23 protein-coding genes are annotated in these 24,448 nt (G+C 64.1%); 12 read left to right on the forward strand and 11 right to left on the reverse strand.

Features of this window, described 5'->3' with window-relative positions; genetic code table 11:
* Positions 1-23: 23 nt before the first annotated feature.
* From ACZYHG_RS07325 to lpdA, 4 genes are all read left to right on the forward strand, one after another.
* Entirely contained in the window at positions 24-1,256 is a 1,233-nt protein-coding gene (locus ACZYHG_RS07325; protein ID WP_464613202.1) for a thiamine pyrophosphate-dependent enzyme, read from the forward strand.
* A gap of 3 nt (positions 1,257-1,259) precedes the next feature.
* Positions 1,260-2,273: an alpha-ketoacid dehydrogenase subunit beta gene (locus tag ACZYHG_RS07330; protein WP_464613203.1), complete on the forward strand. Its 1,014-nt coding sequence runs from the start codon at positions 1,260-1,262 to the stop codon at positions 2,271-2,273.
* A 1-nt stretch (position 2,274) separates the two neighbouring features.
* Complete coding sequence (locus ACZYHG_RS07335; RefSeq protein ID WP_464613204.1) at positions 2,275-3,597, forward strand: dihydrolipoamide acetyltransferase family protein; 1,323 nt, start codon at positions 2,275-2,277, stop codon at positions 3,595-3,597.
* A 233-nt stretch (positions 3,598-3,830) separates the two neighbouring features.
* Positions 3,831-5,225: a dihydrolipoyl dehydrogenase gene (lpdA, locus tag ACZYHG_RS07340; protein ID WP_464613205.1), complete on the forward strand. Its 1,395-nt coding sequence runs from the start codon at positions 3,831-3,833 to the stop codon at positions 5,223-5,225.
* A gap of 275 nt (positions 5,226-5,500) precedes the next feature.
* Here the strand turns inward: lpdA and ACZYHG_RS07345 are convergent, their stop codons facing one another.
* Entirely contained in the window at positions 5,501-6,694 is a 1,194-nt protein-coding gene (locus tag ACZYHG_RS07345; protein WP_464613206.1) for a saccharopine dehydrogenase family protein, read from the reverse strand.
* Positions 6,695-6,726: 32 nt separating this feature from the next.
* On the opposite strand from ACZYHG_RS07345, the gene ACZYHG_RS07350 reads away from it, so the two are divergent.
* Both ACZYHG_RS07350 and ACZYHG_RS07355 read left to right on the forward strand, forming a co-directional pair.
* Positions 6,727-7,155, forward strand: a complete 429-nt coding sequence (locus tag ACZYHG_RS07350) for an Lrp/AsnC family transcriptional regulator (RefSeq protein ID WP_464613207.1) — start codon at positions 6,727-6,729, stop codon at positions 7,153-7,155.
* A gap of 129 nt (positions 7,156-7,284) precedes the next feature.
* Complete coding sequence (locus ACZYHG_RS07355) at positions 7,285-7,428, forward strand: hypothetical protein (protein ID WP_464613208.1); 144 nt, start codon at positions 7,285-7,287, stop codon at positions 7,426-7,428.
* Between the two features lie 74 nt (positions 7,429-7,502).
* On the opposite strand, the gene ACZYHG_RS07360 is transcribed toward ACZYHG_RS07355, so the two are convergent.
* The 3 genes from ACZYHG_RS07360 to ACZYHG_RS07370 form a co-directional block, all read right to left on the reverse strand.
* Positions 7,503-8,873, reverse strand: a complete 1,371-nt coding sequence (locus ACZYHG_RS07360; protein ID WP_464613209.1) for a sensor histidine kinase — start codon at positions 8,871-8,873, stop codon at positions 7,503-7,505.
* Positions 8,870-9,553: a winged helix-turn-helix domain-containing protein gene (locus ACZYHG_RS07365; RefSeq protein WP_464613210.1), complete on the reverse strand. Its 684-nt coding sequence runs from the start codon at positions 9,551-9,553 to the stop codon at positions 8,870-8,872. Before ACZYHG_RS07365 ends, ACZYHG_RS07360 begins: the two co-directional genes overlap by 4 nt.
* A 106-nt stretch (positions 9,554-9,659) precedes the next feature.
* Positions 9,660-10,454: a COG4705 family protein gene (locus ACZYHG_RS07370; protein WP_464613211.1), complete on the reverse strand. Its 795-nt coding sequence runs from the start codon at positions 10,452-10,454 to the stop codon at positions 9,660-9,662.
* Positions 10,455-10,698: 244 nt separating this feature from the next.
* Here ACZYHG_RS07370 and ACZYHG_RS07375 point away from each other — a divergent pair, with 244 nt between their 5' ends.
* Both ACZYHG_RS07375 and ACZYHG_RS07380 read left to right on the forward strand, forming a co-directional pair.
* The gene (locus tag ACZYHG_RS07375) at positions 10,699-11,334 is read left to right on the forward strand and encodes a methyltransferase family protein (RefSeq protein ID WP_464613212.1); all 636 of its coding nucleotides are present in this window, start codon (positions 10,699-10,701) and stop codon (positions 11,332-11,334) included.
* Between the two features lie 76 nt (positions 11,335-11,410).
* Positions 11,411-12,487: a peptidase C39 family protein gene (locus tag ACZYHG_RS07380; protein ID WP_464613213.1), complete on the forward strand. Its 1,077-nt coding sequence runs from the start codon at positions 11,411-11,413 to the stop codon at positions 12,485-12,487.
* Here the strand turns inward: ACZYHG_RS07380 and ACZYHG_RS07385 are convergent.
* A complete protein-coding gene (locus ACZYHG_RS07385; RefSeq protein ID WP_464613214.1) occupies positions 12,484-12,969 on the reverse strand; it encodes a hypothetical protein in 486 nt (161 codons plus the stop codon). The genes ACZYHG_RS07380 and ACZYHG_RS07385 overlap by 4 nt on opposite strands.
* On the reverse strand, positions 12,966-13,178 hold the full coding sequence (locus tag ACZYHG_RS07390; RefSeq protein ID WP_464613215.1) for a hypothetical protein: 213 nt from the start codon (positions 13,176-13,178) through the stop codon (positions 12,966-12,968). Before ACZYHG_RS07390 ends, ACZYHG_RS07385 begins: the two co-directional genes overlap by 4 nt.
* Positions 13,179-13,194: 16 nt before the next feature.
* Between ACZYHG_RS07390 and ACZYHG_RS07395 the strand changes: the two genes are divergently transcribed.
* Entirely contained in the window at positions 13,195-13,557 is a 363-nt protein-coding gene (locus tag ACZYHG_RS07395) for a RidA family protein (protein WP_464613216.1), read from the forward strand.
* Positions 13,558-13,588: 31 nt separating this feature from the next.
* On the forward strand, positions 13,589-14,824 hold the full coding sequence (locus ACZYHG_RS07400) for an amidohydrolase/deacetylase family metallohydrolase (protein WP_464613217.1): 1,236 nt from the start codon (positions 13,589-13,591) through the stop codon (positions 14,822-14,824).
* 194 nt (positions 14,825-15,018) lie between these two features.
* On the opposite strand, the gene ACZYHG_RS07405 is transcribed toward ACZYHG_RS07400, so the two are convergent.
* Entirely contained in the window at positions 15,019-16,809 is a 1,791-nt protein-coding gene (locus ACZYHG_RS07405; protein ID WP_464613218.1) for an NAD(P)-binding domain-containing protein, read from the reverse strand.
* A gap of 102 nt (positions 16,810-16,911) precedes the next feature.
* Positions 16,912-17,847: a MurR/RpiR family transcriptional regulator gene (locus ACZYHG_RS07410; RefSeq protein WP_464613219.1), complete on the reverse strand. Its 936-nt coding sequence runs from the start codon at positions 17,845-17,847 to the stop codon at positions 16,912-16,914.
* A 393-nt stretch (positions 17,848-18,240) separates the two neighbouring features.
* On the opposite strand from ACZYHG_RS07410, the gene ACZYHG_RS07415 reads away from it, so the two are divergent.
* Positions 18,241-18,456, forward strand: a complete 216-nt coding sequence (locus ACZYHG_RS07415) for a hypothetical protein (protein ID WP_464613220.1) — start codon at positions 18,241-18,243, stop codon at positions 18,454-18,456.
* Between the two features lie 109 nt (positions 18,457-18,565).
* Here ACZYHG_RS07415 and ACZYHG_RS07420 read toward each other — a convergent pair whose 3' ends face one another.
* Both ACZYHG_RS07420 and ACZYHG_RS07425 read right to left on the reverse strand, forming a co-directional pair.
* Positions 18,566-19,807, reverse strand: coding sequence for a M24 family metallopeptidase (locus tag ACZYHG_RS07420; RefSeq protein WP_464613221.1), 1,242 nt, complete (start codon positions 19,805-19,807; stop codon positions 18,566-18,568).
* Positions 19,808-20,186: 379 nt separating this feature from the next.
* Positions 20,187-20,696 (reverse strand): invasion associated locus B family protein, encoded by a 510-nt coding sequence (locus ACZYHG_RS07425; protein ID WP_464613222.1) that lies wholly within the window; start codon positions 20,694-20,696, stop codon positions 20,187-20,189.
* A 349-nt stretch (positions 20,697-21,045) separates the two neighbouring features.
* On the opposite strand from ACZYHG_RS07425, the gene ACZYHG_RS07430 reads away from it, so the two are divergent.
* A complete protein-coding gene (locus tag ACZYHG_RS07430; protein ID WP_464613223.1) occupies positions 21,046-24,171 on the forward strand; it encodes a beta strand repeat-containing protein in 3,126 nt (1,041 codons plus the stop codon).
* Here the strand turns inward: ACZYHG_RS07430 and ACZYHG_RS07435 are convergent.
* On the reverse strand, positions 24,134-24,376 hold the full coding sequence (locus ACZYHG_RS07435; protein WP_464613224.1) for a hypothetical protein: 243 nt from the start codon (positions 24,374-24,376) through the stop codon (positions 24,134-24,136). The two genes, ACZYHG_RS07430 and ACZYHG_RS07435, sit on opposite strands and share 38 nt — an antisense overlap.
* Positions 24,377-24,448: the final 72 nt, after the last annotated feature.

The raw sequence follows: 24,448 nt of genomic DNA on the forward strand, positions 1-24,448 counted from the left end.
GGCAACATTGGAGGACAAAGGTCATGGCCGATGCTGGGATGTTGCGTTTCCATGTTCCGGAGCCGGAAGTGCGCCCGGGCGGCACGCCTGACTTTTCCAATGTGACCATCGCCGAGGCCGGCTCAGTGCCGCGCCCGGACATTGATGTCGATCCGCGCACCATCCGCGACATGGCGTTTTCCATCATCCGCGTGTTGAACCGCAATGGCGAAGCGGTCGGGCCGTGGGCAGGTCTGCTCTCCAGTGACGAACTGCTCGAAGGTCTGCGCCACATGATGACGCTGCGCACCTTCGATGCCCGCATGCAGATGGCGCAGCGCCAGGGCAAGACCTCCTTCTACATGCAGCATCTCGGGGAGGAGGCGGTGAGCTGCGCCTTCCGCAAGGCGCTTTCGCCGGGCGACATGAATTTCCCGACTTATCGCCAGGCAGGGCTGCTCATCGCCGACGGCTATCCGATGGTCACGATGATGAACCAGATCTATTCCAACGAGGCCGACCCGCTGAAGGGCCGGCAGTTGCCGATCATGTATTCCTCCAAGGAGCACGGCTTCTTCTCGATCTCCGGCAATCTGGCGACGCAGTATATCCAGGCGGTCGGCTGGGCGATGGCCTCGGCGATCTCGAACGATTCCAAGATCGCGGCGGCCTGGATCGGCGACGGCTCGACGGCGGAATCCGACTTTCATTCGGCGCTGGTGTTCGCGTCCACCTACAAGGCGCCGGTGGTGCTCAATGTCGTCAACAACCAGTGGGCGATCTCGACGTTTCAAGGCATTGCGCGCGGCGGCTCCGGCACCTTTGCGGCCCGCGGCCTTGGCTTCGGCATCCCGTCATTGCGCGTCGACGGCAATGATTATCTGGCGGTGCACGCGGTGGCAAAATGGGCGGCGGAGCGTGCGCGCAGCAATCTCGGGCCGACGCTGGTCGAATATGTCACCTATCGCGCCGGTGCCCATTCGAGCTCGGACGATCCCTCGGCCTACCGGCCGAAAACCGAATCGGACGCCTGGCCGCTCGGCGACCCGGTCATACGGCTGAAGAACCATCTCATTCAACTCGGCGTCTGGTCGGACGAGCGCCATGCGCAGGCCGAGGCGGAAATCCTCGACACGGTGATCGCTGCGCAGAAGGAGGCGGAGAGCCACGGCACGCTGCATGCCGGCGGCAAGCCGTCGACGCGCGAGATGTTCGAAGGGGTCTTTGCCGAAATGCCCGCCCATCTGCGGCGCCAGCGCCAGCAGGCGGGAGTCTGAGCCATGCCAAGACGGACCATGATCGAGGCCATTCGCGACGCCATGGATGTGTCGATGGGGCGCGACGACAAAGTTGTCGTGTTCGGCGAGGATGTCGGCTTCTTCGGCGGTGTCTTCCGGGTCACCCATGGCCTGCAGGCCAAATACGGCAAGAGCCGCTGCTTCGACGCGCCGATCAACGAATCCGGCATTGTCGGCTCGGCCATCGGTATGGCTGCCTACGGCTTGAAGCCTTGCGTGGAAATTCAGTTTGCCGACTACATGTATCCGGCCTACGACCAGCTGACCCAGGAAGCGGCACGGCTGCGCTACCGCTCGAATGGCGACTTCACCTGTCCGATCGTGGTTCGCATGCCGACCGGCGGCGGCATTTTCGGCGGCCAGACGCACAGCCAGAGCCCCGAGGCCCTGTTCACCCATGTGTCAGGGCTTAAGACCGTGGTGCCATCCAACCCGCATGATGCCAAGGGGCTGTTGATCGCGGCGATCGAGGATCCCGATCCGGTGATTTTTCTTGAGCCGAAGCGGCTCTACAATGGTCCCTTCGACGGCCATCACGACCGACCGGTAACGCCTTGGTCGAAGCATGAGCTGGGCGAAGTCGCCGACGGCCACTACACCGTGCCGCTCGGCAAGGCGGCGATCCGCAGGGCGGGCTCTGATGTGACCGTGCTCGCTTATGGCACCATGGTCTATGTCGCGCAGGCGGCGGTCGAGGAGACCGGCATCGATGCCGAGATCATCGATCTACGAACCTTGCTGCCGCTCGACCTCGATACGATCGTTGCGTCGGTGAAGAAGACCGGCCGCTGCGTCATCGTGCATGAAGCGACGCTGACCTCGGGCTTCGGCGCCGAACTTTCGGCACTGGTGCAGGAAAATTGCTTCTACCATCTGGAGGCACCGGTGGCTCGCGTCGCCGGCTGGGACACGCCCTATCCGCATGCGCAGGAATGGGACTATTTCCCCGGTCCCGCCCGGGTCGGCCGCGCTCTTCTTGAAACCATGGGAGCCTGAGATGGGCGAACACATCATCAAGCTGCCCGATGTCGGAGAAGGCGTCGCAGAGGCCGAGCTCGTCGAGTGGCACGTCAAGATCGGCGACATCGTGCGCGAGGACACCGTGCTCGCCGCCGTCATGACCGACAAGGCGACGGTCGAAATCCCATCACCCGTCGATGGCGAGATCCTGTGGCTGGGCGCCGAGATCGGCGACACGGTGGCGATCGGCTCGCCGATCGTGCGGCTGAAGGTGGCGGGCGAAGGCAATGCGAAGCCGCAGGGCAGCGCCAAGGCTGAGGCGGTGGTTTCAGAGCCTGCGCCGACGCCAAAGCCCGAGACCGCCGAGCCGCCCGCGAAGACCCCGCCAAAGGCCGGCGTGCCGGACGTGAAACCTGCTCCGGCCGTCTCGAAGACTTCCACACAGACTTCCGTTTCCGGCGCGCCGCGCCCCGAAGGCGAAAAGCCGCTGGCGTCGCCAGCCGTGCGCCTGCGGGCGAAAGAGGCGGGCATCGATCTCAGGCAGGTTGCGGGGAGCGGCCCGGCCGGGCGCATCGGGCATGACGACATCGAGGCGTTCCTGGCGCGGGGGCCGCAGGTCGCCAAGGCATCCGGCCTCGCCCGCAACGATGCGGTCCAGGACATCAAGGTGGTGGGTCTCAGGCGTAAGATCGCCGAGAAGATGACGCTGTCCAAGTCGCGCATCCCGCACATCACCTATGTCGAGGAGATCGACGTCACGGCACTGGAGGAATTGCGCGCGGCGCTCAACAAGGGAAAACGCGCCGCCAAGGGTGGAGCAGAGAGGCCGAAGCTGACGCTGCTGCCGTTCCTGATGCGGGCGATGGTCAAGGCGATATCAGATCAGCCCCAGCTCAATTCGCTGTTCGACGACGAGGCCGGCATCATCCACCAGCATGGCGGCATCCATATCGGTATCGCCGCGCAGACGCCGTCCGGGCTGGTGGTGCCGGTGGTCAAGCATGCCGAGGCGCGCGACATCTGGGATTGCGGCGCCGAGGTCATCAGGCTGGCCGAGGCGGCCAAGTCCGGCACGGCGACCCGCGACGAGCTGTCCGGCTCGACCATCACCATCACCTCGCTCGGCGCGATGGGCGGCGTGGCAACGACGCCGGTCATCAACCATCCAGAAGTGGCGATCATCGGCGTCAACAAGATGATGGTGCGGCCGGTGTGGGATGGCACGCAGTTCATCCCGCGCAAGATGATGAACCTGTCGTCGAGCTTCGACCACCGGGTGATCGACGGCTGGGACGCGGCGGTGTTCATCCAGCGGATCAAGGCGCTGCTGGAAACGCCCGCGCTGATTTTCGTGGATTGAGTGTGATGAGAACGGTCGCGAAGCGCGAAGCGTCGGGATCCAGGCTCCCCCTTCTCCCCTTGTGGGAGAAGGTGTCGCCGCAGGCGACGGATGAGGGGTGGTCCAGGGAACGCCGACGTTTCACTCCGCTGGAACACCCCTCATCCGTCTCGGCGCTAACGCGCCGATCCACCTTCCCCCACAAGGGGAAGGAAAGGGCGCGTTGCGGCCTTCACCAGAAAGAACGTGCCAAGATGAAAGAAATCTCCTGCAAGCTGCTGGTCATCGGTGCTGGTCCGGGCGGCTATGTCTGCGCCATCCGCGCCGGCCAACTTGGCATCGATACGGTGATCGTCGAAGCCGGCAAACCGGGCGGCACCTGCCTCAATGTCGGCTGCATTCCATCGAAGGCGCTGATCCATGCGGCGGAAGAGTTCGAGAAGGTGTCGCACATGGCAGGCGGCACCAGCCCGCTTGGCATCTCGGTCTCGGCACCCGTGCTCGATCTCGGCAAAACCGTCGCCTGGAAGGACGGCATTGTCAGCCGGCTTAACAGCGGCGTCGCCGGGCTGCTGAAGAAGGCTGGCGTGAAGACCGTGCTGGGCTGGGCAACGTTTCGCGACGGCAAGACCGTAGCGGTCGAGACCGAAACCGGCACGCAGATCATCCGGGCCGAAACGATCGTTATCGCCACCGGCTCGGCGCCGGTCGAGCTGCCGTTCCTGCCGTTCGGCGGGCCGGTGATTTCATCCACGGACGCGCTGGCCTTGAGCGAGGTCCCCAAAAAACTCGCGGTCGTCGGTGGCGGCTATATCGGACTGGAACTCGGCATGGCGTTTGCGAAAATGGGGGCCAAGGTTACGGTGGTCGAGGCCTTGCCGCGCGTGCTGGCGCAGTATGACGCGGAGCTTACCCGGCCGGTGGTCAAGCGGCTCGCAGCGCTTGGCGTCGAGGTGATGCTGGGCGCCAAGGCCAAGGGGCTGTCGAAAAAAGGCGATGCGCTGCTGGTCGAGACAGCGGACGGCAGGACCGCCGAGATCGCTGCCGACAAGATCCTGGTGACGGTGGGGCGCAAGCCGGTGACCGAAGGCTGGGGGCTCGATCAGATCGATCTCGACAAGGCAGGCAAGTTCATCAGGATCGACGAGCAGTGCCGCACCTCGATGCGCGGCATCTTCGCCATCGGCGACGTCACCGGCGAGCCGATGCTGGCGCACCGAGCAATGGCGCAAGGCGAAATGGTCGCCGAGATCGTCGCCGGCCACAAGCGCAGCTGGGACAAGCGCTCGATCCCCGCCGTCTGTTTTACCGATCCCGAGCTGGTGACGGCAGGGCTGTCGCCGGAGGAGGCGAAGGCGCTTGGTGAAGTCAAGATCGGGCTGTTCCCGTTCGCCGCCAACGGGCGCGCAATGACGAAAATGGGCGAGGATGGCTTCGTGCGGGTCGTGGCGCGCGCGGACAACCATCTGGTGCTCGGCATCCAGGCGGTCGGACAGGGCGTGTCGGAACTGGCGGCGGCGTTCGGCCTGGCGCTGGAAATGGGCGCGCGGCTGGAGGACATTGCCGGCACAATCCATGCGCATCCGACGCAGGGCGAGGGGTTCCAGGAGGCGGCGTTGAAGGCGCTGGGGCACGCGCTGCATATTTGAAGGGCCAGGCTCTTTTCCTCTCCCTCCGGAGGGGGAGAGGTGGCGCTGCGAAGCAGCGACGGAGTGGGGGAAGGCGGTCCTCAAATGCGCCGCCGCCGATAACCCACCCGAAGGTCTCGATCAGGCCGAAGGCATCGAGCCGACTTGAGACGACAACGACCGAGCCAGGTCGACCCCCACTCCGTCTCGGCTTCGCCGAGCCACCTCTCCCCCGGACGACGGGGGAGAGGAAAGGCGCGAGCCCATCAACGGAGTAGAAAGGAAGAGGCGTCCGCTCAGCTCGCGAGCCGGCTCACCATCTCATGCTGCGCGTACGCCCGCCCAAAGCGGTTGGCGAGAAATGCGTCCAGCGCGATCTCTTCCTGCTTGACGAAACCGGTCGCCGGCAGGCTGCCGTCGGCCAGCATGTCCAGCACAGCACAGATTCCGGAAGCGGTGGTGATCTGGATGGCGCTGCGCACCTGGTTGCCGACGCGCTGCGAATAGATCTTGTTGGCATAGGTTTCCTGCAGCAGGCGGCCATTGCGGCGGCCGGAGACGGTGACGAAGACGATAACCACATCTTGCAGCGTTGCCGGCAGGGCGCTCTCAAAGATGTCCTTCAGCACCTCGCGGCGGTGACGCAGGCCGAGATCGTTGAGCAGCGCCTTCATGATCGCGGCGTGGCCGGGGTAGCGGATGGTGCGGTAGTTCAGCGTGCGCACCTTGCCCTTCAGCGTCTCGGCCAGAGTGCCCAGACCACCCGACGTGTTGAATGCCTCGTAAGTGACGCCGTCGAGCGAGAATTCCTCGCGCTCCTCCAGCGGCGGTACTTCGATCAGCTCGCCCTCGACGATCGCTTCGCAAGGCTCGCAATATTCGTTGATGACGCCGTCGGTGCTCCAGGTCAGGTTGTAGTTCAGCGCGTTGGACGGGTATTGCGGCAGGGCACCGACGCGCATGCGCACGCTTTCCAGCGTATCGAAGCGGCTGGCGAGATTATTGGCGACGATCGAGATGAAGCCCGGCGCCAGCCCGCATTGCGGGATGAAGGCGCTCTTGGCCGTGCGTGCCAGTTCCTTGACGCGGCGGGTCGAGACGACGTCTTCGGTAAGGTCGAGGTAATGCACGCCAGCACTTGCGGCCGCTTCGGCGATGCGCGTGGTGAGATGGAAGGGGGCGGCGCTCAGCACCGCGAATTTGCCGGCGAGCGCTGCTTCCAGAGCGCCTGATGCTGCGATGTCGAGCTCAAGCGTCTCGACGCCGGCTGGCACTTCGGCCGCGGCGAGTTGTGCCGCCGAGCGGTCGACAAGGGTAACGCGGTAGTCGCCCGTTGCGGCGAGCATTTCGGCAATGGTCGAGCCAATCTTGCCGGCTCCGACGATAACAATCCTGTTCATGATCAAAATATCCCTGCCATCTGTGTTCGCAGGAATCATCGCAGCTTGCCTGTCGAAAAGAAGCGTGAAATCTGGCAGAGTGAACCCCAATTCCAGTCGATCTGCCGAAGGGATTCGTCGAAATGCTCAGTGAAGCCGAACTGGCGCTGCTTTCCCTGCTGCGTGCCAACGCCCGCGCCTCGACCGCCGAACTGGCGCGGCAGCTCGGCGTGTCGCGCACGACGGTGCAGAGCCGGATCGAGCGGCTGGAGCAGCGCGGCATCATATCAGGCTATGGCGTCAAGCTCTCCGCGGACTATGAGCAGGGGCTGGTCAAGGCGCATGTGCTGCTTACGGTGACGCCGAAGCTTGCCGACAAGGTGGTGCGGGCGCTGCAGGCGCTGCCGTCGGTCAGGACGCTGCACTCGGTCAGCGGCAATTTCGACATGATCGTCATCGTCGACGCACCGTCGATCCGCGACCTCGACGCACTGCTCGACCGGATCGGCGCCATGGATGGGGTCGAGCGGACCTCGTCGTCGATCATCCTGTCGACGCGGATCGACCGTTGAGGGCCGGCTCTTACCGATTTGTAAAAACGCGGCAAGGCGTCCGTACTCTCCATCAGGCATAGTCGCCCATGACATGCTGCGGCAGCCTGGGTCCCCGGCGTCGAAAGCCAGTCGCGCAGGGAGTTCGTCATGCAGGGTCGTCGCCATTCCTCAGCCTCCTGGATCCGTGTCGCCATGCCCGCGGCGCTGCTGGCCATGGTCTGCTTGCTGCTGATCATGTCCCGGTACCCTGCCGTCGTCGACGAGCGGTCCTACCTGTTCTGGATATGGTGATCTTGCCGCAGTGGAGAGGCCGGGCCGCGAGGGACCCGGCGGTGTTGCGGCGGGCAAGGCGGTGCATTTGCCAGCTAATCAGTTGCCAGGGGAAAACTAACCACGACAGCAAGACCGGGCGTGCAGTCGTCAAGGGCAATGGATGCGCCGTGCAGATCGGCAATGGCCCTGACAAGACTGAGGCCGAGGCCGCTGCCCGGTGTCGAGCGGCTGTGATCCAGCCGATAAAGCCGCTGGAACACTTTCTCACGCTCGTCCGCGGGGATGCCAGGGCCGTTGTCGGCAACGGTGGCAAGGATACGCCGGCCCTGGCGCGTCACCGATAGTCTGATCGTCGTGCCGGGTGGACCATGGCGCAACGCGTTCTCGACCAGATTGGCGAACATCTGCGTCAGCAGCTCGCGATCGCCATGGATCCGGTCCGCCGTTTCGTGGCGCTGGGTCGATGACAGGGATTTTCCATCGTCCTCGGCCACGTCGGTGTAGATCTCGGCAATGGTCTGCAGGATCTCGCCGAGGTCGACATCGGTGAAGCGCGCCTTGCGTGCGCCGGCCTCGATCTGCGCGATGCGCAGCAAGGCGTCGAAGGTCTCGTTGATCTGGACGCCTTCGGCTTGTGCTTCCGCCAGGTCGTCCGAGACCTGCTGGCCAGCGGCGGTCTTGCGCGACGCGACATCCAGGATCATCTGGAGCCGGTTCAGCGGCGTCTTTAGATCGTGCGCGATGTTGGCGCTGACCTGCTTCATGCCTTCGACCAATCCCGACAATCGGTCGAGCGCCGCATTGATCTGGCTGGAGACGATGTCGATGTCGTCGCCCTTGCCGGTCAGCGGAATGCGGGTATCGAGCCGGCCATGCGAGACATCGACCATGGTCGCGGCAATGCCGTCGAGCCGGCGCTGGACACGCGAGGCAAGCAGTGCGCCACCGGTAACCGCCAGGCCGGTGATGATCAGGGTTGCCCAGCCGAAGCTCATCATCGCCACCGTTTCCAGCTCCTCCGTTTCGGAAAGGCTGAAGGCGACCGTCAGGGTGTTGCCGCCGACCGAGCCGGAAAAGGCGCGATACTCCGTATTAGGGGGGACGCCTGGCAAGACGGCGTCGAAGGCGGAGAACCCATCGGGAAGCCCGGCGGCGGTGAAGTTACCGGCCAGGTGGTTCCCGGCCGGGTCGGTCAGCGAAAACAGCTGGTCTTTCTTCGGGCTGCGCACGGAGTGGCTTTCGACCGTCTCCACCAACTCCTTGCGATCATCGTCGGTATAGGTCGCGGCGACGACGGAATAGGTTTCCTTGATGGTCTCGTCGAGCCGCTCGGCGAGGTCGGCGCTCATCATCTCGTAGACGATGGCACCCGACAGGAGGAAGGCCAGCGTGAACAGGAAGCCGAATGTCAGCGCGAGCCGGAAGGGCGTGCTGCGCAGCAGGCGGGTCCAGGTTCCGATCATGATGGAAGCGGTGCGTGCAGGCTGTAGCCGGTGTTGCGTATGGTGTGGATTAGCTGGGTCTCGAACGGCTTGTCGACCTTGGCGCGCAGCCGGCTGATATGGGTTTCGACAACGCTGGTCCGGGGGTCGAAGTGAAAATCCCAGACGCGTTCCAGAAGCATGGTGCGGGTGATGACGCGGCCTTCGCCGCGCATCAGCACTTCGAGCAGGCTGAATTCCCGTGGCTGCAGGTCGATCACCTGGTCCTGACGGGTGACGCGGCGCATGATCAGGTCCATTTCGAGGTCGGCGACCCGCAGGGTCGTCTTCTGCTCCTGCGCCGCTGGACGGCGGCCAAGCGCGTTGATGCGGGCGAGAAGTTCTGAAAAGGCGAAGGGCTTGACCAGATAGTCGTCGCCGCCGGCCTCGAGGCCTTCAACGCGATCGTCGACGCCGCCGATGGATGTCAGGAAGATCGCCGGCGTCCGGACGCCGGCGGCGCGGACCGCCTTGACCATCGACAGGCCGTCGAGGCCCGGAATCATGCGGTCGGCGACGATCACGTCGTAATTGCCTCGGGTCGCGGCGAAAAGCGCGTCATGCCCGTTGCGCAGGAGGTCGCAGACATGGCCGGCCTCGGTCAGTCCCTTGACGATGTAGTCGGCCGTCCTGTGGTCGTCCTCGACGAGAAGAAGTCGCATCGCTGTTCCGGTTCATTTGCCGATACTGGGGACAGGCTATCACCGGCGCGGGCTTGTTCCTAGGATGGTCGCGGGGCTGGGCAGTTTTGCTTCCCGTAGCGGAGGTTCAGTCTGATTCGAGCAGGATTTCGTCGAGTTCGTCGGCGTTGTTCCGCATCGTCATAACGAGAACAAGCGCAATGATGCAGCCAAGGAAGATCAGGCTGGTGAAGGTGGTGCCGAAGCCGAAGCCGCCATGTTCAGCCGGCTGCGACAAGAGATCGCCGAAGGAGGCGCCAAGCGGCCGCGTCAGGATATAGGCGAGCCAGAAGGCCAGGATGGCGTCCAGATGAATGAGGTAGTAGGCGAGCGCAACCAGCACGATGACGCCGCCGAATATCAGGCCTGAGGCGAGATGACCCATGTCGAAGCTCTCGGCGACAAGGTCGCCGGCGGCGGTGCCGAGCGAGAAGGTGAACAGGATCGCCAGCCAGTAGAAGATCTCGCGGCGAGTGGTGACGATGGTGTGGATCGAAAGCGTCCGCTCGCTGGCGTACCAGACCGCGAAAGTCGCCACGAGTGCTACCGAGAAAGCGATTGTCGTGGTCTGCAGGCGCACGCCGAAATTGTCGACGAGGTTGTCGGTGATCAGCGTGCCGACGACGCTGATCAGCACCACCGCCAGCCAGTAGGCCCAAGGCACGTAGCGTTTCTGCGCGAACTGCAGGACCAGAGCGACCATGAGCACGCCGGTCATGATCAGCGAGGTGACTGTCAGCCCGAGCCCGAGGTTGACGGCGAGGTAATCGGCCGCCGTCTCGCCCATGGTCACCGCCATCAGCTTGATCAGCCAGAAATCGAGGGTGACGTCCGGAACCCGGTTGTGGCTGGGAGCGGCCGGGTGCGTGTTGGGAGCGAGCATGGCTGAAGTCCCGAGGTCGATGGTTGCGGGCCGGCCGGCGGAAGCAATCCGGCATCCAGACACTAGGCAAGCGACTTCACGCCAGCCTGTCCGGCGGCATACAAATTCGTAAGGAAGGGCGCGGTTGGCGCAAAAGGTCTTTACGAACGTGGTCCGCTGCGCCGATAGAAGGTGGTCGCCTTGCATCCGCCATCAATGGCGCGCCCCAGTGCCGAACTCGCGAAGAGTGCCTCAGGAAACACGAATGACCTACGCGTCCCTCAAGCCGGTCTCACACGCTTTCGTGCAGCGCAAGCGGCTGATCTTCGTGCGGGTGGCGGCCGTGCTCGCGGTGCTGCTTCTGTTTCTCACCAAGCCGGCGCTCAGCGAGGGGTCGAACGGGCACGAAATGCTGGAATTCTTCGGCTTTTGCCTGGTGCTCGCCTGCGTTGCCGGGCGGCTGTGGAGCATTCTCTACGTCGGCGGCAAGAAGAACGAGGAACTGGTTTCGTCGGGACCGTTCTCGATGAGCCAGAACCCGCTCTACTTCTTCTCGACGGTCGGCGCGGTCGGCATCGGTTTGCTCTATGGCTCGGTGCTGGCAGCTTTGGTGCTAGGCCTCGCCAGCTTCCTGATCTTCCGCGTCACCGCGCGCAAGGAGGCCGCATACCTGCTTGGCAAGTTCGGCCCAGCCTATCTGGCCTACACCAAGAGAACGCCGCGGTTTTGGCCAAACCCGCTAATCTACCGTGACGGTGAACAGATGGAGTTCTCGACACGCGCGCTCAAGCGTACTTTTTTTGACGGGCTCTATTTCCTCGCCATCTTCCCAGCCATCGAGCTGATCGAGTATTTCCGCGAGGCCGGCCTGCTGTTTCCGGCCTTCGTCACGCTCTACTGATCGTTAAGGCCTGCTGCCGCTAAATCATGACGTTGCCGGACGCCCGGCCGGTCTTGGTTTGAACGGAGATGACCCCATGCCAGCTTCGCTGCTGACCAGCAGGGCCAGCCTGACAGTCTTCACAGTCGAAGATGCAGCCGTCTGGGCAGGCCTGGGGGCGGCGGTGCCGGCGGAGATCGGCGATCGCCTGGCGGCGCTGCAGAAGATCGCCGGCGTCACCGGCGTGGCTCAATACAGCGATGGCCGCCCGGAGGCGATCGTGTTCGGCCAGCGCCGGCCGGCGGCGGCGATGATGCGCATCGCTCTGTTCTGGTCCGCCACCAGCTTCGTTGCGACTGACGGTCCCCTCCTTCTGGAGACGCTGGAGAAAGAGGCGTTCGAGCAGGAAGTGCTGTGCCTGCGCGCGGATGAGGCGACGGTGCTGCGCATCGGCGGCCAGTGGGAGCGCCGGGACGGTTTCCTGCAACGCTGGATCGGCATCGAACCGTCCCGCCTGCAGGAGGCGACACCACCCTCCTGGCCGCAGACTGCGGGCTTCACCTGCGGGTCATCGGCGCTCGCCATGACCATGGCCGGCCTCGATCCGGCCTTGCTGCCGGACCGGGCGCTGGAGGTCGAGCTCTGGCGCGAGGCCACCACCATCATCGGCCCGAGCGGCCCGGGCGGCTGCGACCCCTACGGCCTGGCGCTGGCTGCACATCGTCGGGGCTTGAGGGTCGAGGTGTTCATGAGCAGTGCCGAGCCGATCTTCCTCGACCGTGCCGCCTCGGAGGAAAGGCGCGGCCTGATGAGCTTCGTTCAGACCGGCTTCAAGCACGACGTCGAAGCCGCATCGGTGCCGATCGAGCCCCGAGCCTTTGCCGTCGAAGAGATCGCCCAGGCGCTCGATCGCGGCTTGCTGGCGCTGGTGCTGATCGATCAGGCGCCGATGATGGGCTATACCTGCCCGCACTGGGTGCTCGTCCACGGTCATGGCGGCGGCATCTATTTCCTCAACGACCCGTGGATCGAGCCCGACCGGCTGGAACAGAAGACTGATGTCGTCGACCTCCCGATAATGGCGGCGGAACTGGACCGGATGGCATGGTACGGCAACCCGGCCTACCGCGCCGCGGTGCTGGTTGGACCGGGCTCAACGACCCGGAAGCGCTAGGCTCCCAGCGGATAAGGCATGTAGCCGACGAAGCCGGCGATCTTCCAGCTACCTTCGACCTTCCTGCAGAAATACAGCGTCTGCCACTTCAGCCGGTCGACGCTGCCGTCGGCCTTGGCGATGGAGCCGTCGAATTTCTTGTGCAGCACCGCGCGGTCGCCGTCGACATCGATGTCGCGCAGATTGGTGACGCGGAAAATCGCCTCGCGCAACGGCTCGGCGAATTTGGTCGCGGCCGTTTCCTTGGCCTGGCGCAGCCACTCGTCGCGATAGATCTCCAGGCGTGGGAATTGCAGCCGCCAGGCGTCGGCATTGGGCAGGAAATGCGCATGCATGCCGAAGAAGCTTTCGGCGATGAAATCATTCTCGACCATTGACCAGTCCTGGCCGATGAAGGCGTCGATGTCGCGCCGCACCAGCATCTCCCACAGCGCGTGGCGGTCGGCGTCGCCTGATGGAAACGGGTTCTTGTCGAAGGTCATTTCTCGGGTTCTCCGGTCTTGCAATGGCGTCGGCCCGGCGCGGCCGCAAGGCCGTCCGGCAAGCGCGCACGATGCAAGCGCTCTTGTAATAAAGCAACATGGATTTCGAAGAATGAATGTTGCTTTCCAACAAGGGCCCTATCGGGATCGCCGCTATCGCGGTAAATCTTGACCGAAGCGGGCGCCGCCACACCGCCCAGCCATGTCATCACAGGAGATCATCCCTTGCCCAAGCAGACTTTTGGAACGTCCCATGTGCCGCTGTCGCCCGCCGTGCGCGCCGGCGACTTCGTCTATATCTCTGGCCAGGTTCCGGTCAGCGACGGCATCGTGGTCAAAGGCGGCATCACGGAACAGACCGAGCAGGTGCTTGCCAATGTGAAGGCAGCACTGGCGCTCGCCGGCTGCACTTTGGACGATGTGGTGAAGACCACCGTGTGGCTGGAGGACGCACGCGATTTCGGCGCCTTCAACGCCGTCTATGCCAGGCATTTTCCGAAGAACCCGCCGGCGCGAACGACGGTGGAATCGCGGCTGATGATCGATATCAAGATCGAGGTCGAGGCGGTCGCTTACAGGCCGGTCTGAGAAAAGACAAAGCGAAGCGGAGGTTTCCCCCATGCAATTCGACCTCCTGCTGAAGGGCGGCCGGCTGATCGATCCGGCATCCGGCGTCGATGCGCCGCGCGATGTCGCCATTGCCAATGGCCGCGTCGCCGCGGTCGAGGCCGACATCCCGGCGGAGCGCGCCAATCAGGTGGTCGACACGACAGGCTGCATCGTCGCGCCTGGCCTGGTCGACCTGCACAGCCACGTCTACTGGGGCGGCACCTCGCTCGGTGTCGATGCCGACCGGCTTGCGGCCAAAAGCGGCACCACCACCTTCATCGATGCGGGCAGTGCTGGCGCCGGTAATTTTCTCGGCTTCCGCCGCCATGTCATGGAGCGCTCGAAAGTGCGCATCCTGGCCTATGTCAACATTTCCTTTGCCGGCATTTTCGGCTTCTCGCAGACGGTTTCGGTCGGTGAATGCAGCGATCTCAACCTGTGCGAACCGCGCGAGGTGGTGGCCGCCGCGCGCGAGCACGCCGATGTCGTCGTCGGCGTGAAAGTCCGCTCCGGCAAGCATGCCGGCGGCACCAGCGGCATTGCGCCGGTGGATCTGGCGCTGGAAGCCGCCGACAGAGCCGGCCTGCCGCTGATGGCGCATATTGACGAGCCGCCCCCCGGCCGCTCGGAAGTGCTGCCGCGCCTGCGCAAGGGCGACATCCTTACCCACTGCTTCCGGCCATTTCCCAACGCGCCGGTGTTCGCCTCCGGTGCCGTGCGGCCCGACATGCGGCTGGCGCGCGAGCGTGGCGTCATCTTCGACCTCGGCCATGGCATGGGTTCGTTCGATTTCGAGGTGGCGCGCGCCATGCTGGCCGAGGGCCTGATGCCGGACGTGATCTCGAGCGACGTGCATCTCTACTGCGTCGACGGGCCGGCCTTCGACATTCTGGTCTGCATGTCGAAGCTGATGGCGCTCGGCATGCCGCTGGTCGAGGTGTTGCGCGCGGCAACGCAAGCGCCGGCGCAGGCGATCGCGCGGCCGGACCTCGGCACGCTGGCGGTCGGCACCGTCGGCGACGTCGCCGTGCTTCGCCAGCGCTCTGGCCGCTTCACCTTCGTCGATGCGGTCGGCGCTTCGCTGGTCGCTGACCAGAGACTGATATCGGAAGGCATCGTCATCGGCGGCACCTGGTGGCCGAACGAGGCGGTCAATGATGTGAGTGAGACGGAACGTTTTGAGCCGCATGTGAGCCACACGCATGTCGAGGTGGCGGCCCGGCATTTCGGACACCGGCATGAGTGATTAGCAATCTCCCCCTCGTGGGGGAGATGCCCGGCAGGGCAGAGGGGGGCGTGCCGGAACGCGAACCTTTGTCAGACTGCGACAGGGAAGAAACCTGTCCGAAGGCGCGATAGGAATGGATTGAGACGCTGGCGGGACAGCGCCCCCCTCTGGCATGTCGGCGATCTCCCCCTCGTGGGGGGAGATCGGAAGCTTCACCGCCCCGAATTGCTCGGCTTCCCGTAAACCGGCGTCGCAATCCCCTCCATCCGCGCCTTGATCTGCAGCGCCACATATTTCGAATAAAACCGCGACAGCGCCAGATTGCCGCCGTGGAACCATAGCGCTTCCTGCGCCGTCGGCTTCCACATGTTGCGCAGCTCGCCTTGCCAGGGGCCGGGGTCGCCCTTGACGCCGGAGCCAAGGCCCCAGCACGGCCCGACCTTGTCGGCGACCTCGCGTGAGACGAGCGCGGCGACATTCTCGTTCATCGACTGGTAGCCGGTGCAGGCGATGATGGCGTCGGCCTCGAGCTCGGTGCCGTCCTCGAACAGGATGCCGTTTTTGGTCAGCGACTTGATGGCGACGCCGCTGCGGATGCCGATCTTGCCGTCGATGATCAGGTCCGAGGCGCCGACATCGATGTAATAGCCGGAGCCGGTGCGATAGGCCTTCATCAAAAGGCCGGTCTCGTCGTCGCCGAAATCGATGGCGAAGCCCGAGGCGCGCAGCCGATCATAGAAGGCGGCGTCGCGCGCCTTGATCACCTCGTAAAGCGCGCGCTGGCCCTTGGGCACCAGGGCGAAGGGTGTCGAGGCGACGATCATGTCGGCCTTTTCGGTGGTGATGCCGCGCGCCAGCGCACTTTCCGAAAAGATCTCGAAGCCGACCTCCATCAGCGTGCTGGACTTGACCACGGTGGTCGGCGAGCGCTGGATCATGGTGACCTCGGCGCCGCTTTCCCAGAGATCGACGCAGACATCATGCCCCGAACTGGCCGCGCCGATGACGGCAACCTTCTTGCCACGGAATTTGTCGCCGCTCGAATACTGGCTGGAATGCAGCAGCTCGCCCTTGAACTGGTCCGCGCCCGCCAGGTCGATCTTTCGCGGCGGGCCATAGGCGCCGGTGGCGAAGACGATGTGCTTGGGCTTCAGGGTGATCTGACGGCCGACGCGGTCGACCACCACGGTCCACTCTTTCGCGGTCTCGTCATAGGAGGCGCTGAGGCACTTTGTGGCGACCCAGTAGTTGAGCTCCATGACGCGCGTGTACATTTCCAGCCAGTCGCCCATCTTGTCCTTGGGCGTGAAGACAGGCCAGTTTTCCGGGAACGGAATGTAGGGCAGATGGTCGTACCAGACCGGATCATGCAGCACGAGCGTGCGGTAGCGGTTGCGCCAGGAATCGCCCGGGCGCGCGTTCTTCTCGATGACGATGGTCGGCACGCCGAGCTGCCTGAGCCGCGCGCCGAGCATGATGCCGCCCTGGCCGCCGCCGATGACCAGGCAATAGGGTTGTTCCGAGGCGCCGAGATCGCGCGTTTCGCGTGCCCGTGCTTCCGACCAGGTCTCGCGCTCGGGGTCGGCCTTGTGGCGCACGCCGAGCGGTCGCTCCGCGCCCTTGCGCTCCTCGAACCCTTTCAGGTCGGTCATGGCCGTGAACAGGGTGCGGCAACGACCGTCGCGCAGGCGCATGATGCCTTGGCCCGATGCCACCGCCGTCTCGAATGTGAACCAGGCTTCGATCGTGCCGTCGTCCGAGGTTGCTTCGCCGGTGATCTGCCATGCGCTGGGTTTTGTCGTCGCCAACGTTGATTTGATCATGTCGGCGATGGCCTCGCGGCCTTCCATGGTGGTGACGTTCCAGGTGAAGGTCAGAAGGTCGCGCCAGTAGCAGTCATCGACGAACAGGTTGCTCGCGGCCGTCGCATCGCCGGCTTCGAGCGCCTGCGCCAGGGAGTCGAGCCATGCGGTGGCCTGTTTCGTTGGTGCGATGTCGAGCATTCTTTCCCTCTTTACTACATGCGTCTAACGGTAACTGTTGAAACCGGCGCTGCCCCTCATCCGCCTGCCGGCACCTTCTCCCCGTGAACGGGGAGAAGGGAGCTAATCACCGAGCGGCTCCATCTCCTTGCCGGTGCGGTGGATCTGGGCGTTGTATTTGATGCGGCGCACCGTCTCGCGCGCCGAGCCGTCGAGCTTGTAGGCGGAGGCCACCGCCAAAAGGTCGATCGCGGCCAGGAAGGCGTAGCGCGAGGCCGTTGGCTTCAGCGTGTCGGGATATTCTGATACCGCCACCGTCAGCCTGACATCGCAGGCGCGTGCAAGATCGGTGTCAGGCGCGGTCACGGCGATCGCGTTGGCGCGATAGTGCTTGGCGAGTTCGACGGCCTCGATCACCTCGCGCGTGCGCCCGGTCGCCGAAATGGCGATCACCAGGTCGCCGGGCTTCAAGGTCGAGGCGGTCATGCGCATCAGATAGGGGTCGCATTGGGCGCTGACCGTGATGCCGTAGCGAAACAGCCGGTACTGGGTCTCTTGCGCCAACGCCGACGAGCTGCCACCGAGGCCGAAGACGGTCACCTGCCGCGCCCTGGCGATCAGTTCGGCGGCCTTCTGCAGCTCACCCGGGTCGATCTGCCGTTCGGCCTCCTGCAACGCCCGGCGCGCTTCGCCGAAGACGGCGTTCCAGAACGGCATGCCATTGTCGTTGCTGACGGTTGGCGACTTGGCCAAATAGAGCGCGCCGACGACGAGGCTCTGCGCCAGCTTCAGCTTGAAATCGCGCACGCCCTCGCAGCCGATGGCGCGGCAGAACCGGGTCACCGTTGGCTCGCTGACGCCGGCGCGTTCGGCAATCGCCGCATTGGAGGCATCGACGGCGTATTTGACATCGTCGAGCACGACATCGGCGACACGGCGTTCGGCCGGGCGCAGTTCCGCGTAGGAATCCTTGACCAGTGAGATGATGTCGGGGATGCGCCTGAGGTCGCGCCCCTCCGCATCTCCAGCGCTGCTTTCCCTGCTGTCAGCTTCGCTCATCAAGTCGATCTTCCCTGCACCTTTTTCGACCTGACCTCTTACCATGTTTGCACGCTGTCGTTCCATGCGCCCGGCGACGTTGCAACCGCTGCGTGCCGCAAGGGAATGTCGCCCGCCTGGCCCACCCCTGCCATCGGCAACGCCGTCCACTTTATCAGCCAGCTTTTTCAGAGTATGTAGGAAAGTAACATGTAGATCAAGGTAGAGAAAACCTATTAGAAACAATTGGATGAATAATTTGTGCGAATCTCGCGCAAAAAGGCTTGCGGTCACCGCTTGACAGCAAAGTAGGATAGTTACAGACCGATTTTTGGCAGTCTGGTGACCTACTGGATCATCACGCAATCTCCGAGGGGCGGATGAATGCGGGCGAGATAACAACGCCGAAGCTTGGTGTGCGAGCGTGGCCGCTCGACCAGCGGTGTCAGGCACATTTCCGATGTCGAGCAACTCAGGCAGATCGGACGCGATATTGTCGGCGATATCAACGCCTACGATCTCTTCATCGCGCCGACGCCGACGCAGCTGCCGCGCCCGTTGCTGGCGGCGTCGGCGCAGCTGGAGCAGGCGATGCCTTGGAGGGATAAACGGCCGCCGGTGAGTGGTTAACCTCTCCCGTCGGCAACCTGGGGTCTGCGCTGCGTCGCTGCGCTCCTGCTCCGCCCGTGGATGACGAAGGGAGAGGGGCCTCGGCCAATCTCGGCAGCGAAGCCCACTGCTACCCAATCCTCTCCAGCCGCCTCGGCAGCCGGTTCATCGGCTGGGGCCCATCTGCAGTGATCAGGAACTGATCCTCCAGATTGAAGCTGGCGAGGCCGTCTATGTATAGCGGGATTTCGAAGGCCAGCACCATGCCCGCTTCGATCACGACATCGCTGTCGGCTGCAATGAATGGCCACTGCTCGGAAAACACCGACTGGCCGACGCTGTGGCCGAAATGGCCGCGGCGATAGCAGCGCAGGCCTTGTCGGGCGAGGCTCTCGGTGGTGATGCGGTGGACGTGGGCGAGCGTGTTTCCAGGGATCAGCACCGCCAGCCCGTCATCGAAGGCGCGCTCGGCGATCGCGTGCAGTTCCGCCTGGTCGGCGGAAGGCGCTCCGAAGGTGAAGTTGCGCGACATGTCGGAGGCATAATTGGCGACCGTGCAGACCATGTCGCATTTCAGCGGATCGCCGGCCACGGCCCTGGCATCGGCGCCCTTGGCCCGGGCGCCGAGCGTCACATATTCCGCCGTCACCACCGGATGCGACAGCCCGGCCGCGGCCTCATCGACGCCTTTCCGGTAGAGCGCGACGAGGTCGGCCTGGCGCATGCCGGCCATGGCATCGACCTGAAGCCGCTCCAGCCCGGCTTCCGAGAGAAAAATACCTTGCTGAAGCAGGTCGATCTCGCGTAGCGACTTGATGGCCCGCAACCTGTCCAGAATTGGTGAACCGTCGACCATCGGACAGTCCGGCAGCAACGCCTGGATGGCTGCGAAATCGGCTGCGGGGATAAAGTCGAGGTCGATGCCTAGCGTTGCGCGTTCCAGTTCGAACTCGGCGAGCAAGGCCTGCAACTGGCGCACCGAGCCGGCGAGATCGAAGGTCGCGGGACGGGAGAAATCCGGCGGGCGACCAAGCGCGACAAGGCTGGCCTCGATGCGCTCGGCCAGAAGACCGTGAGCGCCTGTCTCCAGTGGCGCGGATTCGATCCAGATCGGGTGCGAACGCACGATTGTTTCGGGCGTGGCGAGCCGCAGCTGCGCCGCGTTGAAGTCGGCGACGACAATGCCGATCGGCAAATCTTGCCTGGCCGGGATGACGACGAAGCCGGCGCCGGCGCGCCGAAACAGACCGGCCGGGCCGATCCATGCGCCGGTCGCATAGTGGAAGGCCTCGGGCGCCGAAAGCACAAGTGCGTTGATGCCGGCGCGTTCCATCACATGCGCGGCGCGCTTACGGTCGACAAAGCCGGTCATGGTTTTCTCCGGATATCCGAGGCGGCAAGGGAGCATTGCGGGTGCAGACAATCAAGTCAGTTGCTCGCTGATGACGGTCTGCGGGCGCCTTGTATTGGCGACATTCGAGACTGGCGAGGCCTCTCAACTTCGTCATCCACGGGCGGAGCAGCCGCGCAGCGGCGTCGCGGAGACCCGAGGATCCATGCCGCGACCTCGGCCGTAGAGTGCAGCGGTGCAGAATTCTGGACCGTAGTGACGCTTCAGAGTCCCGGCATGGATCCTCGGGTCTGCGCCGCGTCGCTACGCTCCTTGCTCCGCCCGTGGATGACGAAGTGATTGATGTTCCCGCCAATCGCAAAGGCACCCGATCAGTGGACGTTGGCGATCCACCGAACCCCTACTTGATCGATTCCAGCTTGGCGATGGCCGCGGTGAAGCCGGCCAGCGATACCGGGATGGTGACCGGCTTGCGGGTGACCAATTCCATGCCGATGTTCAGATTGGTTCCCGACTTCATCGCCTTGACCAGCTCCGGCGACAGCGGCGTGGCGGCATAGGCGCCGTTCTGGTCGCTGGTCTGGATGGCGATGACGACCTTTTGCCCCTGGTCGACCTGGTAGCTGGCGCCGGATGGCAGGAACAGGCCGTGCGGCAAAGCGAGCAGCATGGCCAGGCTGCCATTGCTGCTGTCGCGGCGCACGGTCACGGTCAGCACGCGCTGGCCGGTCTTGGCCTCGGTCAGGTTCTGCGACACCTGGCATTGAAGCTCGGAATTCGCCGAGCCGCTGGAGCAGTTCACCGCCCACGGATTGGCGTCGGCCGGCTTTGGTTGAGCCTCCTTGGCCTGGGCCGGTTTGGCGGCATCCTCGGCAAGAACGGGTCCGGCGACGGCCAAAATCAGCCACAAGGCGCCAAATCCCGCAGTCAGGCCTATTCTATTAGTCTGTACTAATATTGATGCCATGTCTTCTGTGCCCCGCCAAGTTCCCCGCTTCGGCCTGGTATTTTCCGCAGCAAAGGCTTGATACTACACCGGGAACCGTTGCGAAAGGCGGAGTCCCGGCAAGACAGCCGGCGAAATTACTGTGACCATCCTGCCACAGACAAGAACTTTAGTATGAATTCAATGAATTCGAGGCACCCCAGACTCGCTATACAATAGAATTCGCGTAAAAACTTGCACACGCGGGACGTGCAAGTCCCAGAAGGACTCGCCAGGGATGGGAACTACCGAGAAGTCTCGGCAAGTTGGTGAGATGGCAGCGCGTCGGGAGGGCTTCCACGTGCGCGCCGGTTTTCGCCGTTCGCAAATTGCAAGACAGTTGTGGAAGACGACGGCACTGACGGCACTGACGCTCGGGCTCTCCGGCGTTGTCGCCCATGCCGATCCGGACGGGCTCTGGCAGCCGCAGATCCGTGCCATCATCGGCGCCGACAACAATGGCGGCAACGCCGCGCTCGAAGGCTTCATCCCGATCAAGCAGACGGCCGAATCGGTGCTGTTCCTGGATGTCCGGGCCAAGCACGATTTCAAGGATGCTTCCGGCCAGGACATCGGCCTTGGCATTCGCCGCATCGTCAACCCCGACCTGATGCTCGGCGGCTACGCCTATATCAACGTCGAGAACTACAACAGCACGCAGTTCACCGCCGGCACGCTGGGCGTCGAGGCGATCACGCCGAATTTCGACGCGCATGTGAACGTCTTCATACCGATCAAGGGCGACTCGACCGACCATTCGGCCTCCTCGACCCTGTCGATGGTCAGCAACCAGCTGATCGAACAGATATCGGTGCTCGACCATCGCGACTACGCGGCCTGGGGCATCGAAGGCGAGGTTGGCGCAAAGGTGCCGATCAACCTGCCCGACAAGCATTCGCTGCGGCTCGACATTGGCGGCTATCATTTCGAGGATCCGCACGGCGACGACGGCAGCGTCACCGGCGCCAAGGCCGGCTTCGAATACACGATCGGCGATGTCTTCGGCAGCGGAACCGAGCTAGTGCTGGCCGGCGAGGTCCGCGACGACAATCGCGACCACACCCAGTTCGCCGGCAGCGTGCGGCTGAACATTCCGTTCAATCCCGGCCATAGCTCGGATACGACCGGGGCGATCAGCGACGCGGAGCCGGTCTATCCGGTCAGCGAAGGCCTGCGCAAGCGCGTCAACGAGCGCGTGCGCGGCGATATCGGCGTCAGGGTCCAGTCGCAGGAGCTCACCGGCGGCTCGACCACGCGCGTCGCCATCAACGCCGCCACCAATGCGGCGTTCGGCAAGTTCTATTATGCCGATGGCGTGGGTGCCGGCACCGGCACGTTGGCCGCCCCGACGACGCTGGACAGTGCGGTCGCCCAGGCGGGCACCGGTGGCTTCGTGGTGGCACTTGGCGGCAACGGCAATTTGACGACCGCTGGCGTGACGCTGGCGAATGGCCAGACCGTCATCGGCGGCGGCGAGAGCGTCACCGCGAAGCTTTTCGGCGGCGGCACCGCCACCTTCAACCTGGGCGGCAGCGACGGCACGATCAAGGGCACAAACGTCGCCAACAATGTCATCACGCTGGGCAACGGCAACACGCTGAGCGGCATCACCATCACCGGCGGCGCCAACGGCATCTTCGGCAACAACGTCACCGGCACGACGCTGACCAATGTCACGGTGACAGGTGCCGGCGCCAACGGCGCTGAGTTCACCGGCAACTCGACCAATGTCAGCGCGTCCGGATTCACCGCGACCGGCAACGGTCTCGACGGCCTGCACATCCAAGACAACGGCACCTACAATTTCACCGGCACGACGTTGCTGCAGAGCAATCTCGACGACGGTCTCGATATCACTGGTCAGGGCACCTACACCTTCGCGACGCTCAATGCGCTGGACAACCACGATGCCGGAATAACCGTCAAGGGCACCTCGGTCGCCGGAAGCTTCACCACCACCGGCGGCCAGGTTTCGGGCAACAAAGCCCTGGGCGATGACGGCGTCAGCGTCTTCATCGATCCGATTACCGCCCATGTGGTGCTGGATTCGATCACGCAGACCGGTGGCACGTCGGGCGTGGTGCTCGACCATGTCTCCGGCAGTTTCACTGTCAACGGCGCGACGACGATTTCCAGCACGACGGGATCGGCGATCGCCATTTCCGATTCGCCGGCGACGATCCGCTTCGGCGACATCAACATCGCCAATCCGGGCGCCGACGGCATGTCGTTCAGCGGCGTCAACGCCGCGGTGGTGGCCGGCAACATCGTCATTTCCGGCCTCGGCGTCGGCACCGGGCTCGACTTCTCCGGCAGCCAGACGAACTTCACGGCGCAGTCGCTCAACATAACCGCTCCGGGGCCTGCCGCGGCCGGCTCGATCGGCATCGACCTTTCCGACACCACCGGCGACGCCACGATCATCATCACCAATGGCGGTTCGATTTCGGGCGTCGACACGGGCGTGCGCTTCGGTATTTCCGGGTCGCTGGCCCATTCGGCCAATGCCGAATTCACCTTCGGCGGCACCAGCAGTTCGATTGCCGGCAGCACCGCTTCGCTCGACGCGCGCGGCCTCAACCAGACGCTTGGCCATTATGCGTTCGGCTCGACCACCTTCAGCGGCCCGCAACTGTTCGACCAGCAGAATGTGATTTTCGTCGGCGCCGTCGGCTCATTGGGTGACGGTTCTTCGACGTCGAGCCTGCTTGCGGTCAACCAGGCCGACCTCGATACGGACGGCACCGCTATCTTCGTGCTGGTCAACGAAGGCTCGCCGATCGACGCTTCGGGCGGTTTCTCGCTCAGCGACGGGCAGACGCTGGCTTCCTTCGGCAATGGCCGCTCCTTCTCGCTTGGCGGCATTCCGATCAATGTCACCGGCGACAACATCCAGCACGACCAGGTCGTTTCGGACCCGGGCGGCGGCGCGGCGACGCTGACCAATTCCGGCGCCGGCTCTGTGGTGACGGCGGCCAATGGCAATTCGCTGCTCGATTTCAACATTTCCGGCGGATCCGGCGCTGGGGTCAGCGCGTCCGGCGTGACCGGGCTGACCGTCCAGGGCGTTACCGTCAGCGGCGTCGCCACCGGTCTTTCGCTCAACAATTTCGCCGGCCCCGGCACCTTCACCAATTTCGACATCACCAGCGCTGGCACGGGCGTCAGCATCACCGGCGGCACCACCGGCACGTTGACGTTCGACGCGGCGAGCTCGATCGCCGGCACGACCGGCGTGGCGTTCAACATCGACTCTTCGACGCCGAACCTCACCTATAACGGCACCATCAACCAGACCGCTGCTGCAAGCGCGGTGAAGATCAACGCCATGACCGGCGGCAGCGCCACCTTCGGCGGCAAGATCACCGCCAGCACGGTGCGGCCAACGCGATCGACCTGACCGGCGACACTTCCACGGCGATCGCCTTCAATGGCGGCCTGATTATCAACACGACCTCCGGCATCGGACTGAATGCCACCAACGTCAGCACGCTGGGTATATCGTCGGCCGCAACCAACACGATCACCACCACGACCGGCCAGGCGATCAATATCGTCGGGATGGATGTCGCCTCTGGTGGAATCTCATTCGACAGCATCACCACGGGAGTTGTCACGGCTCAGAATGCGCTGAACCTTGACACCATGGGCGGTGGGGCTGTCTCCCTGGGAGCCGT

The sequence above is a fragment of the Mesorhizobium subarcticum genome, assembly GCF_055456085.1.